General features: G+C 64.9%; 11 protein-coding genes and 1 pseudogene. 8 read left to right on the top strand and 4 right to left on the bottom strand.

All coding sequences use genetic code 11. The annotated features are described in order from the left end of the window. The 3 genes from ACTNAU_RS12955 to recQ all read left to right on the top strand — a co-directional run. Positions 1-1,145: amidohydrolase (locus ACTNAU_RS12955; RefSeq protein WP_441098648.1), on the top strand; the 1,145-nt coding region annotated here is incomplete at its 5' end. 171 nt (positions 1,146-1,316) lie between these two features. Beyond that, complete coding sequence (locus tag ACTNAU_RS12950; RefSeq protein WP_441098647.1) at positions 1,317-2,822, top strand: polysaccharide deacetylase family protein; 1,506 nt, start codon at positions 1,317-1,319, stop codon at positions 2,820-2,822. Positions 2,823-2,997: 175 nt separating this feature from the next. Next, complete coding sequence (gene recQ, locus ACTNAU_RS12945; RefSeq protein ID WP_441098646.1) at positions 2,998-4,809, top strand: DNA helicase RecQ; 1,812 nt, start codon at positions 2,998-3,000, stop codon at positions 4,807-4,809. Positions 4,810-6,135: 1,326 nt separating this feature from the next. Here recQ and ACTNAU_RS12940 read toward each other — a convergent pair. From ACTNAU_RS12940 to ACTNAU_RS12930, 3 genes and pseudogenes are all read right to left on the bottom strand, one after another. Beyond that, positions 6,136-7,326, bottom strand: coding sequence for a hypothetical protein (locus ACTNAU_RS12940; RefSeq protein WP_216400742.1), 1,191 nt, complete (start codon positions 7,324-7,326; stop codon positions 6,136-6,138). 92 nt (positions 7,327-7,418) lie between these two features. Further along, positions 7,419-8,776 (bottom strand): annotated as a pseudogene (locus ACTNAU_RS12935) (MATE family efflux transporter). Between the two features lie 112 nt (positions 8,777-8,888). Further along, complete coding sequence (locus ACTNAU_RS12930; protein ID WP_216400743.1) at positions 8,889-9,701, bottom strand: BtpA/SgcQ family protein; 813 nt, start codon at positions 9,699-9,701, stop codon at positions 8,889-8,891. Positions 9,702-9,913: 212 nt separating this feature from the next. On the opposite strand from ACTNAU_RS12930, the gene ACTNAU_RS12925 reads away from it, so the two are divergent. The 5 genes from ACTNAU_RS12925 to ACTNAU_RS12905 all read left to right on the top strand — a co-directional run bounded on the left by ACTNAU_RS12925 (position 9,914) and on the right by ACTNAU_RS12905 (position 14,598). Beyond that, the gene (locus tag ACTNAU_RS12925; protein ID WP_441098645.1) at positions 9,914-10,627 is read left to right on the top strand and encodes a M24 family metallopeptidase; all 714 of its coding nucleotides are present in this window, start codon (positions 9,914-9,916) and stop codon (positions 10,625-10,627) included. Next, positions 10,627-11,340, top strand: coding sequence for a M24 family metallopeptidase (locus ACTNAU_RS12920; RefSeq protein WP_441098644.1), 714 nt, complete (start codon positions 10,627-10,629; stop codon positions 11,338-11,340). The genes ACTNAU_RS12925 and ACTNAU_RS12920 overlap by 1 nt, the downstream gene beginning before the upstream one ends. Before the next feature lie 727 nt (positions 11,341-12,067). Then, positions 12,068-13,033 (top strand): nucleoside hydrolase, encoded by a 966-nt coding sequence (locus ACTNAU_RS12915; protein ID WP_185915482.1) that lies wholly within the window; start codon positions 12,068-12,070, stop codon positions 13,031-13,033. 13 nt (positions 13,034-13,046) lie between these two features. Next, entirely contained in the window at positions 13,047-14,030 is a 984-nt protein-coding gene (locus ACTNAU_RS12910) for an ornithine cyclodeaminase family protein (RefSeq protein WP_441098643.1), read from the top strand. Positions 14,031-14,175: 145 nt separating this feature from the next. After that, positions 14,176-14,598: a DUF2871 domain-containing protein gene (locus ACTNAU_RS12905; RefSeq protein ID WP_441098642.1), complete on the top strand. Its 423-nt coding sequence runs from the start codon at positions 14,176-14,178 to the stop codon at positions 14,596-14,598. Positions 14,599-14,696: 98 nt separating this feature from the next. Here ACTNAU_RS12905 and ACTNAU_RS12900 read toward each other — a convergent pair whose 3' ends face one another. Further along, the gene (locus ACTNAU_RS12900; RefSeq protein WP_441098641.1) at positions 14,697-15,446 is read right to left on the bottom strand and encodes a BtpA/SgcQ family protein; all 750 of its coding nucleotides are present in this window, start codon (positions 15,444-15,446) and stop codon (positions 14,697-14,699) included. Between the last annotated feature and the right edge of the window lie 104 nt (positions 15,447-15,550).

Genomic DNA, 15,550 nt, shown 5'->3' with positions numbered 1-15,550 from the left:
GTTGTGGCCACCGCTGTGGCCACAACCTGCTGGGGGTCGGCTCCCTCGGGGCGGCCCTGGCGGTGAAGGAGTACCTCGCCGCCACCGGCGCGCCCGGAAAGGTCGTCTACTTCGGCTGCCCGGGGGAGGAGGCGGGGGCGGGCAAGGCCTTCATGGCGCGGGACGGCGCCTTTGACGGGCTGGACTGCGCCCTCTGTTGGCACCCGGGCGAACTCAACGCCGCCACCCCCACCCGCTGTCTGGCCAACTGCGAGGTGCTCTACCGCTTCACCGGCCGCAGTTCCCACGCCGCCAGCGCCCCCCACCTGGGGCGCAGCGCCCTGGACGCCGTCACCCTCCTCAACACCGGTGTGCAGTTTTTGCGCGAGCACATCCTCCCCGAGGCCCGCGTCCACTACGCCGTCACCGACACCGGCGGCTACTCCCCCAACGTGGTGCAGGCCTATGCCGAGGCGCTCTACCTCATCCGCGCCCCCCAGCGCAGCCAGGTGGAGGAGATCCGCGCCCGGGTGGACGACGTGGCCCGGGGCGCGGCCCTGATGACCGGCACCCAGGTGGAGTGCCGGTTTGTCAAGGCCTGCAGCGAGCTGATCCCCAACCACACCCTGGCCGGGGTGATGGGGGAGAACCTGGCGACCGTCCCCCTGCCCCTGTACAGCGGGGAGGAGCTGGCCTTTGCCCAGGCCTACCGCGACACCATGCCCGCGGGCGGCGGCACCCTGGCGGCCATGGCCGGACAGCTGGGCCCCGCGGGGAAGGCCCTGGCCGAGGCCCACCGGGCGGAACCCATCCACAACTTTGTGGTCCCGGCGGTGGGGGGCGAGGCATTTCTCTCCTCCTCCACCGACGTGGGGGATGTGAGCTGGCTCTGCCCCACCGCCCAGATCATGGCCGCCACCATGGCCGCCGGTACACCGGGGCACTCCTGGCAGCGCACCGCCCAGGGGAAGAGCAGCATCGCCCACAAGGGCACCCTCTACGCCGCCAAGGTGATGGCCGCCTCGGCCATCGACCTGTTGCAGGACCCCGACCTCCTGTGCGCCGCGAGGAAGGAGCACCGCGCCCAGTTGGCGGGCCGGCAGTACCTTCCCATCCCGCCGGAGGCGCGGCCCGTCGCCGTCCGGGGCGCCCAGTCCGAGAGCTGATCCCCCCGGCGACAGTCCCTTTTTCTGGCGGATAAATGAAGAAAAAATGACAAGAGTTTACAAACTATTACAATCTGTAAAACCCACTTGTGGGGCCAAATGGGGGAATGCTACAATGGGACTCTAAGAAGTGGACGAGGTCCACAATGTGAGTGGGAGGCAGAGCAGAGAGTGAACAGAAAATCGGCGAAAAAAAGACAAAATCGCGGGGCCAAACGGGTGGCTGGCCTGGGCGTTCTATCCCTCCTCCTCGCCGCCCTCGTCCTCTCCCTGAACTCCCTGGCCTTTGCCCTCTCCCCCCGCCCCTCTTCCGACGAGCAGCTGGCCCAGGGCCCCTTTGCCGCCAGGGAGGAGACCCGGCAGGTGGGGAAGATCCGCTCCAAAATCGAGTACCAGGAGAACACCGCCTACAGCGTCCACTACCCCCACCTGGGCAATGAGGCCGCCGACGGCGCCATCGCCGAGGCGGTCGGCTCCTTTATCGACACCTTTTTGAGCGACCTTGCCGACTACCGCGCCCCCTCCCCCCAGGAGCGGGCCATCCTCACAGTGGACTACGAGAGCTACCGGGCCGGGCCGGTGGTCTCGGTGGCCTTTCACATAGAGATGAGCGAGCCCAACATGGCCCACCCCTCCACCGGGGTGGAGACCCTGGTCTTTGACAGCCGCGACGGCCGCCGGCTGGGGGAGGGAGACTTTTTTCAGGGGGACTACCGCCCGGCCCTGGAACAGCTGGTGGGCGACTTTTTTCGCGAGAGCGACGACTACCGCCAGGGGGCGGAGGACGCCGACATCCTGGCGGAGGGCTTTGCCCAGGAGGATATCTTCAGCCGCTTTGCCCTCACGGCGCAGGGGGTCCGCTTCTACTTCCCCCGCTACCTCCTCCTCCCCGGCGCCTACGGCGTTCCGGTGGTCGACCTGTCCTACGACCAGCTCAAGCCCTACCTCGCCTGGGACCGGGACGAGCTCACCGAGAAGGAGAGCGCCAAATCCCTCGCCGGCACCCTCTCCCCCATGGGCACCTCCGCCCTGGTGGAGCAGGTGAAGACCGGCCGCTATGTGGACCCCAACAAGCCGATGATCGCCCTCACCTTTGACGACGGCCCCCGCCCCGACGTGACCGACCGCATCCTCGACCGGCTGGGGGAGGTGGGCGGCCGCGCCACCTTCTTTGTGCTGGGCAACCGGGCCGGCAGCTACCCCGACACCCTGGCCCGCGAGTACGCCGAGGGGCACATGGTGGCCAGCCACACCTACAGCCACAAGTCCCTGCCCAAGTGCGACGAGGAGGAGTTTTCCCAGCAGGTGCAGGGGGCCGACGAGGCCATCGGCGCGATCTTGCCCGGCCAGCCCAAGGCCCTGCGCCCGCCCTACGGCGCCTACGACGACACCACCCGAGAGAAGGTGCCCCACCCCCTCATCATGTGGTCGGTGGACACCCTGGACTGGAAGAGCCGCAACGCCGACGCGGTGATCCGGGCGGTGCGCCAGAACGTCCGCGACGGGGACATCGTCCTCATGCACGACATCCACCCCACCACCGCCGACGCCTGCGACACCCTGATCGCCGAGCTGGCCAAGGACTACCAACTGGTCACGGTGGAGGAGCTCTACCGGGCCAAGGGCATCCCCCTGGAGGCGGGCAAGGTCTACTTCAGCGCCCGCACCGTCCGCTGACGGATTTTGCACCGACCCCTTTCGTCCCCGCCGCCCAGCGGGTCGAAAGGGGTTGTTTTTTGCCGCCTTTTGTACTACTCTAAAAAGAGTCTTTACTTTGCTTTGCCCCTTTGCCCCCTTGGCCCAGCGGAACGCCGGGGGAAACGGGACAATCTGCATTCGGGAAGGAGCCCCCATGAACCCCAACGAAATCCTCAGAAAGTACTACGGCTACCCCTCTTTTCGCCCCGGACAGGGGGAGGTGGTCTCCGCCATCTTAGAGGGGCGGGACGCCCTGGCCATCATGCCCACCGGGGCGGGAAAATCCATCTGCTACCAGGTCCCCGCCCTGGCCATGGACGGCGTGGCCCTGGTCATCTCCCCCCTCATCTCCCTGATGAAGGACCAGGTGGGGGCCCTTCTGCAGATGGGGGTGCGGGCGGCCTATCTCAACAGCTCCCTCACCTTCCCCCAGTACCGCAAGGCCCTGCAAAACTGCAAGGACGGGGTCTACAAAATCATCTACGTGGCCCCCGAGCGGCTGGGGACCGAGGGGTTCCTCTCCTTTGCGCAGCAGGCCAACATCTCCCTGGTGGCGGTGGACGAGGCGCACTGCGTCTCCCAGTGGGGGCACGACTTCCGCCCCAGCTACCTGCAGATCCCCGCCTTTCTCGAGGCCCTGCCCCGCCGCCCGGTGCTGGCAGCCTTCACCGCCACCGCCACCGCCGCCGTCCGGGGGGATGTGCTGAAGATCTTGGGGCTGCAAGACCCCCTCTGCATCACCACCGGTTTTGACCGGCAAAACCTCTACTTCGGGGTGGAGACCCCCAAGTCCAAGATGGACTATGTCCGCCAGTACGTCCGCCAGAACGGGGAGAAGAGCGGCATCGTCTACTGCTCCACCCGCAAGGCGGTGGAGCAGGTCTGCCAGTCCCTGGTGGCCGCCGGGGTGGACGCCACCCGCTACCACGCCGGCCTCCCGGACGAGGAGCGCCGCCAGAACCAGGAGGACTTCCTCTACGACCGCAGCCGGGTGATGGTGGCCACCAACGCCTTTGGCATGGGGATCGACAAGTCAAACGTCTCCTACGTGCTGCACTACAACATGCCCAAGAACATGGAGAGCTACTACCAGGAGGCGGGCCGCGCCGGGCGGGACGGCAGCCCGGCCGAGTGCATCCTCCTCTACAGCGGACAGGACGTGCGCACCGCCCTCTTCTTTATCGACCAGAGCTTTGAAAACCCCGACACCGACCTCACCCCCCAGCAGGTCGAGCAGCTGCGGGCGAAGGAGTACGACAAGCTCCGCCAGATGCAGGGCTACTGCACCGCCACCGGCTGCCTGCGCCAGTACATCCTGCGCTACTTTGGGGAACACGCCCCTGACCGCTGCGGCAACTGCTCCTCCTGCCTGGGAGATTACACCGAGGAGGACATCAGCGAGGCGGCCTCCCTCATCTTGCAGGCGGTGCGCAGCGTCCGCGGCCGCTTTGGGGCCGGGGTCATCGGCGAACTGCTGAAGGGGAGCGAGACCGCCCGCATCCAGCGCTTTTCCCTGGCGGAAAACCCCCTCTTCGGCAGCCTCTCCCACCTCTCGGGGGTCAAGATCAAGGGCTACATCTCCGCCCTCTGCGAACAGGATATCCTCCAGACCACCGAGGGGCAGTACCCCCTGCTGCGGCTGGGGGAGGGGGCCAGAGCGGTCTTGGAAGAGGGGGAACCGGTCATCATCCGCCAAAAGCGGGTGGAGCGCCGGGCCGCGGCCGACGACTTCTACGACCCCGCCCTCTTTCAAAGGCTGCGGGCCCTGCGCGCCCAGATCGCCCGGCGGCAGAGCGTGCCCGCCTATGTGGTCTTTACCGACGCCACCCTCAAACAGATCAGCGCCCTTCAGCCCACCACCCCCGCCCAGCTGTTGGAGGTGCCCGGCGTGGGCGAGTCCAAGCTGAAGCGGTACGGCGAACTCTTTCTGGAGGCCATTGCCGCCTTCCGGGAAGAGGGGGAGTAGCTGTATTGTTTACCATAAAAATACTAAAGGTATAAAATGCTGTTGACAGCTGTTCTGTGTGACGGCAAAAAGGGGAAGACGCCTGGCGCAAGGGAGCGGGTGTCTCCCCCTTTTCCTCTGTCTGGCCTTCCTGCGCCCCCTGCCCTGCGCCCTGTTGACGGGGCGCACTGGTCGCACCGTGCTGGAGCCCCTGCCCTGCGGGGTGGTCGTCACCCCCAGCGCTGCCGCTTAGCCGGCCTCTGTGAGGGGTGGGCAGGGGTGCGCGCTTTTTGGCCCGCTGTTTCCCCCGGCTGCAGGGGGGATGTCTTGCCCTGCCCTTGCTGCAATTCCTGCTGCCCTGGCGGCTGTCGTGCGCTGTGGCCGGTGCACCGCCGACCGTTGCCCGCTTTTCAGGGGGCCGTCGTCCTCTGGGCCCCGGCAGCGAAAGGGGGGCTGGCGTGGCCTGTTGCAGGAGGCGTTGACCCAGCGGCGTCCCGCCCGCTGGGTGCCGCCGGCGGTGGGGCAATCTGGGCGCTTTGGCATTGCCGCTTCTCCCCCGCCGGGCGGATGGAGGATCCCTGTTTCCCCTGCTGGACGTCAGCTGTATCCTGGACAGCCTCTCCATGATTGGCTGTGGCGGCGGAGAGGGGGGAACCTGCTGCCGGCCACGCTCTACCAGCGCGCGGGCAACGGGTTTCTCCCCCTGTTTGCCTCGGTTTTTGCATCCGGCAGCGGCGTTTTTGCCGCCCTTCTGCCTCTGGTCCCAGAAGGAGCAATGCTCGCCTCCCTTGCCCGCCGGCGGCCCCTGGATGCGGCACCTCCCTTTGCGAAATAGAGGAGCCTGCCGGTGAGAGCGGACGCTCTGCGGCGGCGGGCTATTGTTCTGATATATACCATTTGTATATTGTGAATACAAAATTACAAATTTTGCTTTTTGCCAACTCTGCACAGGGGGCGTCCCATCAGCGGCAGAAAGGGGGAGCGGAAGAAGGAGTCAGTGGCAGAAAATCGGGTAGGGCCCCTATGCTCCTTTCGCCCACTATGCCCCTCGCCGCCCACTGTGCCAATACAAAAGCCCCCCGCGCGGAAGGGGAATGCAGTCGTGTCGCTTTGGCGGGAACATCCGCCTTTCGCTCTTGGACGGGACGGGAGGAGACCCCCTGAAGCGGTACAGGGCGCCCTTTTGGCGTCAGCCAGACCTGCGCCGGAAAGGCGAACGATCCGCTCTATCGGTGGGCGGCTGGGCGGCTGGGCTGCGGTGAGGGAAGGGTTTTCTCGCCCACTTTCTAAAAAAAGAGCCCTGCATCCGCAGGGCTCTTTTTTGCGCTCTGATTTTTGGAGATGTGCTTACCAGCGGAAGAACTCCTCGATGGCCTCGGTCTCGTCGCCCAGGCAGACCAGGTGGTGGTTGCCGATGGGCTCCCGGGTGAAGTAGTCCACCCCGCCGGGCAGCCGCACCCGGATCTGGGTCCGGCAGAGGGTCGGGTCCTGCAGGTTCTCCACAATGGTGCCGGCGGCGGCAAAGTGGCGGCTGAAGTCCCCCGCGCACTTGAAGACGGTGCAGGGCCCGGGGGCGATCTGCCCGTCCAGGGCCACCCCCAGCCCCGACTCGAAGTGGGTAGTGAAGGTGTAGCTCTGGGGCATCTGCATGGGCAGGGTGCAGTGGGCCAGCACGATCTCGCTCTCCTCCACATTCAGGCGGGAAGGGTTGCACATGAAGACCGGTTTGCCGGTGAGCTGCCCCATCACCGCCATGGAGATCAGCGAGGTCATGTCCCCCTCGCAGCCGGCGTAGATCCCCTCGGCGTTGAGGATGGCCAGGGCCAGGCAGCTGGTGCCCTTGACGGTGGGCAGCAGGTCAAAGCAGCGCACCGTCACCCCCAGCAGGCCGTACTTCTCGCACAGCCGCTTGAGGGCGCCGTAGATCCAGAGGGACTTCTCGGTGTCCTCCGGGCTGTACTTTTTGGCCAGGGCCTCCTCGGTGAAGGCGTTGGGGGTGTATTCGTGCCGGTCGATCTCCTGCATGAACTCCTCCATCGAGATGTCCACCAGCTCCAGTCCCGACACCTGTTTGACCGACTGGGGGTTGACCCCGCTGGCGATCAGCCAGTCGCTGGGGGCGCCCACCGACCCCAGCTTGGCCCCCCGCAGGGAGCGCCGCGCCCCGAACACCCTTGCCAGCAGCAGGATGCGGGCGGCCACCTTTTCGCAGCTGCCGTGCAGGATCTCGCCGCTGCGGCCGTGGCGCTGCAGGTAGGAGAGGATCTCCAGCGAGGCCGCCAGGGAGTTGTTCCCCCCGGTGGTCAGCAGAAAGACCGGCCCCTCCAACTTGGGCAGCTGCTGGAGGAAGAATCCCTCGCTGCCGCCCCCGCCGATAAAGACCAGGGGCAGGTCGCAGCTGGCCAGCTCCTCCGGCTGGCAGTGGATGAGGGGTTGGCCCAGGGCCTTTTCCAGTTGGCTGAAAAAGGAGTCGCTGTCCCGGCCGGGGCGGTCAGCGGTCAGGTTGGCGGTCTGCAGGTCATACACACCGATTTTCATTGCGCACCTCCAAATAATTGTGTTTGGTCGCTCATACACTTCTATATTACCCGCTCCCCCACCCCCAGCACAAGGGGTGGAGTACACAGGGTTTACCCCGCCTTTTTGGGCAAATCTTCCCCGGCGGGCCCCCGCAGGGAGCGGCCCATCTTGGCAAAGCCCACCAAGTCGGCGCAGAGCCAGCCGATGGGGATCGACCACCAGATGCCAGCCGGGCCAAAGGGGATCGAGAGGGCGGCCGCCAGCGCCACCCGCAGCCCCAGCGAGATCACCGTCAGCAGGATGGACATGGGCAGGTCGCCCAGCCCGCGGTAGAAGCCGTAGTGCATGAAGAGAAAGCCGATGAGGGCGTAGAAGGGGGCCACCACCCGCAGATAGCCCACCCCGGTGGCGATGACCGCCCCTCTTCCGGGGAGAGGAAGATGCCCATCAGCGGCCGGGCAAAGACCACCACTGCCAGCGAGATGACAAAACAGGCGCAGAGGATGGTGCCGATGCAGACCCGGGTGCCCTGGCGGATGCGGTCCATCCGCCCGCCGCCCTTGTTCTGGGCCACGTAGGTGGAAAAGGCGTTGCCGAAATCCTGCACCGGCAGGTAGGCGAAGGCCTCGATCTTCACCGCCACCGTAAAGGCGGCGATCACATTGGTGCCGAAGGTGTTGACGATCCCCTGCACCGCCAGGATGCCCAGGTTCATGATGGACTGCTGCACCGAGGTCAGCACCCCGTAAGAGGCGATCTTGCCGAAGATGGCCCGGTCAAAGCAGAACTCCCCCTTGGCGTAGCGCAGCAGGGTCAGCTTTTTGAGGCAGTAGAGGATGCAGCACACCGAGGAGACCGCCTGTGCCGCCACCGTCGCCAGGGCAGCCCCCTGCACCCCCATGCCAAAGCCCACCACAAAGAGGAGGTCTAGGACGATGTTCAGGGCGGTGGAGAGGATGAGGAAGTACAGCGGCACCTTGGAGTTGCCCAGCGAGCGCAGAAGAAAGGCCCCCGCGTTGTAGAGGAAGACAAAGGGCAGCCCCCCGAAGATGATGAGGATGTAGCCCCGGGTCATTTCAAAAATTTCCTCGGGGATTTGAATCAGCCGCAGCAGCGGCCCGGCAAAGGCCAGGGAGAGGGTGGTGAGCACCACCGTCAGCCCCCCGGCAAAGAGCAGGGCGGTGCTCACCGCCCGCTTGAGCCGGGGGATGTCCCCCGCCCCGAAGTACTGCGAAAAGACCACCCCGCACCCCATGCAGATGCCGATGAGGATGGCGGTGATGAAATTCATCAGCGAAAAGGAGGCCCCCACCGCCGCCAGGGCGTCTTTGCTGACAAAGCGCCCCACCACGATGGAGTCCACCACGTTGTACAGCTGCTGAAACAAGTTGCCCACAAACAGGGGCAGGGTAAAGCGCAAAATCAGCTGCAGGGGTTTCCCCCTGGTCATATCGGTCACACTGCTCATTTGATCCCTTCCTCTCGGCCGCGCAGGGCCCCAGGCCGCAAAAGGGGCGCCGCTCCCCGGTCTCCCAGGGCACAGCGCCGCTTTTTCGGTTCGCTTTGGTTTTTATAGGGCTCTATACCTGATAGCCCGCCTCGGTGAGGGCCCGCATGAACGACTGCACCCGCTGGGGGTCCACCGGGTTCCAGACATTGCCCTCCTCTTTGAAGCTGGAGCCGATGATGGCCCCGTCCGCCACGGCGAAGAACTCGGCGGCGTTTTTCTCATTGACCCCGCTGCCCAGCAGGACCGGGGTGTCGCCGGCGGCCGCAGCAAATTCCTGCACCTGCTCCAGGGTGGGGTTCTGGCCGGTCACCACCCCGGTGACGATGAGGGCGTCGGCCCCCTCTTCAATGGCCTCGTGGATGCTGTCGGCGATGGGCACCGGCACCAGGGGTTCGGTGTGCTTGGTGTTCACATCGCAAAACAGCAGTGTGGGGGCGGGGTAGCGCCCCTTCTCGCGCATCAGGGCCGGGGCGGCCGGGTAGGTGATACCGTGGGTGCCCACCCGGGTCTCCACAAAGGCCTCGACCCGAATGAAGTTGGCGCCGGAGGCGTAGGCCATTCCCCACTCCTCCACCGCGCAGTTGTACTGCACGTTGATGCCCAGTTTCATGGTGGTGCGCTCCCGCAGCTGGGCGGCCACCGAGGTCATGCAGGCCAGGGTGATGAACTCGTTCTCGGTGCCGTAGGGCACGTCGCCGAAGTTCTCGATGATGGCCGCCTTCACCCCGGCGCCCTCCAGGGCCTTCAGGTCCCGCAGGGCCGCCTCAAAGACGGCGCGCATGCTGCCGCCGTAGCGGGGCGAGCCGGGCAGGGGCAGCAGGTGCACCATCCCGATCACCGTTTTTTCACAGCCCATCAGCTGGGCGAATTCCGCTTTTGTCAAACCAAACACCCCTCTATCTCGATCGGTCGAGAAATATTGCCAAGAAAGCTGCCTTCATTCTAGCATTTTTGGAGATTTGCCGCAATGCCCATTTCCCGCTATTGCGGCGAGGGGGCAAAATGTACTACTATAAGACCAGAAGTCGTTGCCCGCCAAAGGATCCGGCGTCCCGCCCGGGGCGGGGAGAGAAACATTGCGAAAGGGGTTTTTCTATGTCCACAGTGGATCGCCTGCGCTGCAACCGCGAGGCGCAGCAAATCGCCAAAAGGGCCTTTGCCGAGGTCGCCCGCCAGATTTGTCCCGGCATGACCGAGCGGGAGATCAAGCGCCGGGTCGAGATGCTCCTCGTCCAGTACGGCTCGGACTCGTTTTGGCGCTACGGCATCGGCGCCACCGTCCACGTGGGCCCCCGCACCACCCTCTCGGGCAGCACCCGCACCTACCGGGTCACCGATTTGGCGGTGCAGCCCAACGACTGCGTGGTGATGGACCTGGCCCCCTCCCGCAGCTTTTACTGGGGGGACTACGCCCGCACTGTCTTTCTGGAGGAGGGGCGCCCCATCACCGAGCCGGAGGAGCTGACCATCCTCGCCTTTCGCGAAGGGCTAGAGGCGGAGATCGAACTGCACCGGGCCCTGCGCCGCGTCGCCCGCCCCGACATGACCTTCGCCGAGCTCTACTGGCGGATGAGCGAGGAGCTGCGGAAATTGGGCTTTGAAAACCTCGACTTCTCCCGCAACCTGGGCCACTCGGTGGAGCTGGACGCCAAGAACCGCCGCTTCATCGACGAGAACTGCCATCAACCCCTCTCCGCCTGTGAGGCCTTTACCTTTGAGCCCCACATCCGGCGGCCAACCGGCCGCTACGGCTTTAAGCGAGAGGACATGTACGCCTTTGGCAAAGGCGGCAAATTGGAGGTGCTTTAATGAATATCCAACAGCTCAAGTGCTACACCGAGGCGCAGAACATCGCCCGCCGCACCATGGAGGATTTGGAGCAGTACGTCGCCCCCGGCATGAGCGAGGACCAGATCAAGCGCCAGGCCGAGATCCTCCTCATCCAAAACGGCTCCACCTCTTTTTGGTACCACGGGGTGGGGGCGCTGGTGCACGTGGGTGAGCGCACCCTGGTCTCTCAGGGGGGGCGGGAGTACCGCTCCGGCGACACCCGGGTGCAGGAGACCGACGTGATCACCGTCGACCTGGCCCCCACACTGGGCACCTGCTGGGGGGACTTTGCCCGCACCATCTTCGTGGAGGACGGCCGGGTGGTCAGAGAGCTCAGCGAATTGCAGACCCCCGCCTATAAGGCGGCCATCGAGGCGGAGTTCAAACTCCACAGCTTTTTGCTGGAGGTGGCTCGCCCCGAGATGACCTTTGAGGAGCTCTATTTCTCCGCCAACGCCCTCATCGACGGGCTGGGGTGCAAAAATCTCGACTACTCGGGCAACCTGGGGCACTCCATCAACATCCTTCAGCAAGACCGCATCTACATCGAAAAGGGGAACACCACCCCCCTCAAGGACGCCGAGTGCGAGTGCTTCACCTTTGAGCCCCACATCTGCAAACAGGGCGGCGCCTTTGGCGTCAAGCGGGAGAACATCTACTACTTTGTCGACGGGCGGCTGAAGGAGATGTAACAACTTCATGGGTCCCCATCCCATGAAGTTGTCAAACCCGCCGATGGCGGGTTTGGGTCTACGGCTGTGGGGAGAATCTATCGTGTCCTGAACTCTTATTATCTGGACGGAAAAACAGGTGTGGGGTCCCCATCCCCCGAAAAATTCAAACTTCCCTTGGGCCAGTAAACTGTCCCATTTTTCCTGCGGAAAAAGTGGGAAGTTTGAGCCTGCGGTTGTGGCAGAAAACCGGCATCCCCCAACTCCTATTGCCTGGACAGAAAAACGCATGTGGTCCCTATCCCCCGAAAAATGCAAACTCCCCTTGGGCCAGTACACTGTCCCATTTTTCCTGCGGAAAAAGCAGGAAGTTTGACCCTATGACTATGGAGAAACTCGGTATCTGCGGCGCTCTTACCATCTGGGCGGCAAGACGGATGTGGGAAAAACAGGCGCTTGCCGAAGCATGTAATGTTGGGGTGACAAAACGCCGGGACGCCGCGTGCTGAAAAGCGCAAACTCCCCTTGGGCCAATGAGCATCCCTGTTCCCCTTGCGGGGAGAGAGGGGGTGCTTGGCCTCGCAAGGGCAGGGAGGGTAGACACCCATCGCCCCCTTTATCCAAGTGGGAGCCGCAGAAAGATACGGCTCCCAAAGACCGCCTGCTTCTCATGTAAGGACAAAATCAAAATAAACAAACTGGAATATATTTGATAAATAAACAATTTGTAAAAAGAGGAGGACATCCCATGCACAAGATCATCATCGACTGCGACACCGGAACCGACGACGCCATTGCCCTGGTGGCCGCCCTCAACAGCCCGGACATCGACCTGCGGGCCATCACCACCGTCTCCGGCAACGTGGACCTCTGCTACACCGCCCCCAACTCCCTCAATCTGGCGCGGATGTTGGGCTTCCCGGTGAAGGTGGCCAAGGGTGCACCCCAGCCCATCCTGCGGGACCTGCACAAAATCCGCCTGATGGACGCCGACGAGGCGGGCGGCCTGCCCACCCACGGCCAGACCGGCATGGGCAACGTGGTGTTGCCCGAGTGCGGCGAGCCCTTCTACGAGAAAAATGCCGTCGAGACCATCTGGGAAGAGGCCCAGGCCTGTGGCGGTGAACTGGAGATCGTGGCCGTCGGCCCCCTGACCAACATCGCCCACGCCCTGATGGTCTACCCCCAGCTCAAGGAGGGGCTCATCAAGAAAATTTCCTTCATGGGCGGCGCGGCCTACGGCGGCAATACCACTGCCGTGGCGGAGTTCAACATCCTCTGCGACCCCGAGGCGGCCCGCATCGTCCTGCGCTCCGGCATCCCCCTGGTGATGGTCGGCCTCGACGTGACCGAAAAGGCCGCCGTCCCCGACGAGGACTGTGAGATCATCCGCCGGATGGGCACCAAAGACGCCGTCTTGGTGGCCGACATCCTCGACTTTATGCGGATGCGCCGGGACGAGTTTGGCGGCGAGGACACCCTGATGCACGACGCCCTGGCCTTGGCTGCCGCCGTCCTGCCCGGGGTGGTCTCCGGCCACGACTACTACGTGGACGTGGAGTGTGCCGGCGAGTACACCTTTGGCCACACCTATGTGCAAAAGGACCACCGCCTGACCAACAGCGCCCCCAACTGCTGGGTCGCCGAAGAGGTGGATATGAAGTGCTTTATGGACTGGCTCAAGGGTTGCCTCGAGCAGAGCAAGAACCGCTAGGGGAGGGGTCGAGATGAGCGCCAGCACCCGCCTTGTCGACCGGGAGACGGTCGCCCGGCTGCTGCGGATGGAGGACTGCATCGCCGAGATGGAGCGCACCCTGATAGAGGTCTCCGCCGGCCAGTCGGTCAACCTGCAGCGGCAGATGATCCCCCAGCCCGAGGGCAATATGTTCGCCATCATGGGCTCGGCTCTCACCGCCCAGTCCCTGGTGGGGAGCAAGGTCATTGTATTTCCCGGGCAAAAGGCCAAGGAAAACGGCACCAGCCAGGGGATCGTCCCCCTCTTTGACGGGGGCACCGGCGCCCTCTTGGCCGTTGTCGACGGCGAGGGGATCACCGGGGTGCGCACCGCCGCCACCAGCGCCGCCGCCACCAAGGCCCTGGCCCGCGCCGATGCGTCCGCCCTGGCCATCCTCGGGGCCGGGCGGCTGGGGCGGCTGCACATCGAGGCCATCTGCAGCGTCCGCCCCATTGCGACAGTCTACGTCTGGGACATCGCCCCCGCCGCCACCGAGAGCTGCTGCGCCTGGGCCGAGCAGACCTTCGGCGTCAAGGCCGTCCCCTGCAAAACGGCGAAGGAGGCGGTGGTTCCCGCCGACATCGTCTGCACCGTCACCCAGTCGGCCCAGCCGGTCCTCCTGGGGGAGTGGCTGAAGCCGGGCGCCCACGTCAACGCCGTCGGCGCCTGTGCCCCCCATGTCCGCGAGGTGGACACCGCTGCCGTCTGCCGGGCCCGGGTCTTTTTGGACTGGACCGAGGCCGCCCTGCGGGACACCGGCGACCTGGTCATCCCCGTGCAGGAGGGGGCCTGGAGCCCCGAAGACGCGGCGGGCGAGATCGGCCGTGTCCTCGCCGGGGAGCTCCCCGGCCGCCGGGACGAGGGCGAAATCACCCTCTTTGAGTCGGTGGGGATCGCCGTCGAGGACTTGGCGGCGGCCGCCCTGGTCTACCGCCTGGCCGAGGAGCAGGACCTGGGCACCCTCGCCAGCTGGTAATTCCTCTGTCCCCCGAGAAGGGGGCGCGTTTGACAAACTGGATAAAATAGGTTTAGAATAGTCCTGTACAGAGACCACCTGTCCGTACAGGGCTATTTTTGGCCGCGCCACCGGCTCGGTAACCTTTACAAGGGGGAGAATATTTGTGAAAAAGTGTATCGACACCGCCTTTTTTTACGCGGTGGCCGCCCTAGCGGGCGGGGTCTACTTCCGCGAGTTCACCAAGTTCAACCAGTTCACCGGCGTCACCGCCCTGGGCAAGCTCCACACCCACTTGTTTTTGCTGGGGATGGTGATCTTTCTGCTGTTGGCAGCCCTGGATGCGCCCCTCTCGCTCACCCGGGCGCCCGGTTTTGGGCGGTTTTACCTGCTCTACAACGCGGGGGTCGCCCTCACCGCTGTGATGATGGCCATCCGCGGTACCGTCCAGGTGCTGGCCCTCCCCCTCTCCCGCGGGGCTGATGCCGCCCTTTCGGGGGTCGCCGGTATTGGGCACATCCTCACCGGCATCTCCCTTCTCCTCCTCTTTCTCCTCCTCCGCCAGGCGGCTGCCCAGCGCCATCGCTAGGAGAGGCTTGACGACAAAAAAAGAACAGGCGCAGGTCGGGAAAACACCCGGCTTGCGCCTGTTCTGTTATTTTTGATAAAATATATACTTGCAGTAAATTACTGGGCGCCCCGCATCTGCCGGACGGCCGCCATAAAGTTGGCCACGTGGGCGGGGCAGAGCTCGTTTTCGGCATTGTGGCCCTCTTTGAAATAGCTGCCCACAATGGCCCCGTCGGCCAGGGCCAACTGTGCGGCGGCGGTCTCGGCAGTCAGCCCAGCCCCCACGATCAGGGGGGCCCGCCCGGCAATCAGCCGCCCGAACGCCCGAATTTTTTCCAGCCCGGTGTCCAAGCCGGTGCCCGCACCGGTCACCACGATGCCGTCGCAGCGCTCCAGGGCCAACTCCATGTCCTCCTCCAGCGGCCGGCCGGAGAGATAGGGCTGGTACTTAAAGCGCACCCCGCCCAGCAGGCAGGCGCTGCTGTCCGCCCGCAGGGCGGCCAGGTGCTCGGCAAAGGCGGGCTCCTCCTCGGGCTTCAGGTGTCCGGCCACCGAGTCCCACTGGATGAACTGGGCCCCGTACGCCTCGGCGAGGGCGAAGGCCCTGTCCAGGTCGTGGAGGACGTTGACCCCCCGCACGGCCTGGGGCCGCTCGGCGGCGATGCGGGCGAGCACCTGCTCCACCTCGTCGGCGGTGCCGTAGTAGTCCTCCACGATCACCCCGTCGACCCCGTTTTCCAGCAGGGTATCCAGTTCCCGCATGGCCCGCTCCACCGTCTCCTCCGGGGTGTCCCCCTTCAGGTGGAGCATCCCCAAAATCGGCTTTGACGCCGAAAAGAGGGAGAGAAATCGGCTGTTTTTTGGCATGGCGGCTGCCTCCTTTTGTCCGTCGGGCAAAAAAGCGGCGGCGGGGCGATTGCCCCCGCCGCCCCTTCTCAGCGCACCCAAACCACCGCCCCCGCGCGCCGGGC

The organism is Bittarella sp. HCP28S3_D9 (assembly GCF_052065655.1).
GTDB lineage: Bacteria > Bacillota > Clostridia > Oscillospirales > Ruminococcaceae > Bittarella > Bittarella massiliensis.
Note: the sequence above shows the minus strand (reverse complement) of the source record. Positions and strands in the feature narration are given on the sequence as shown.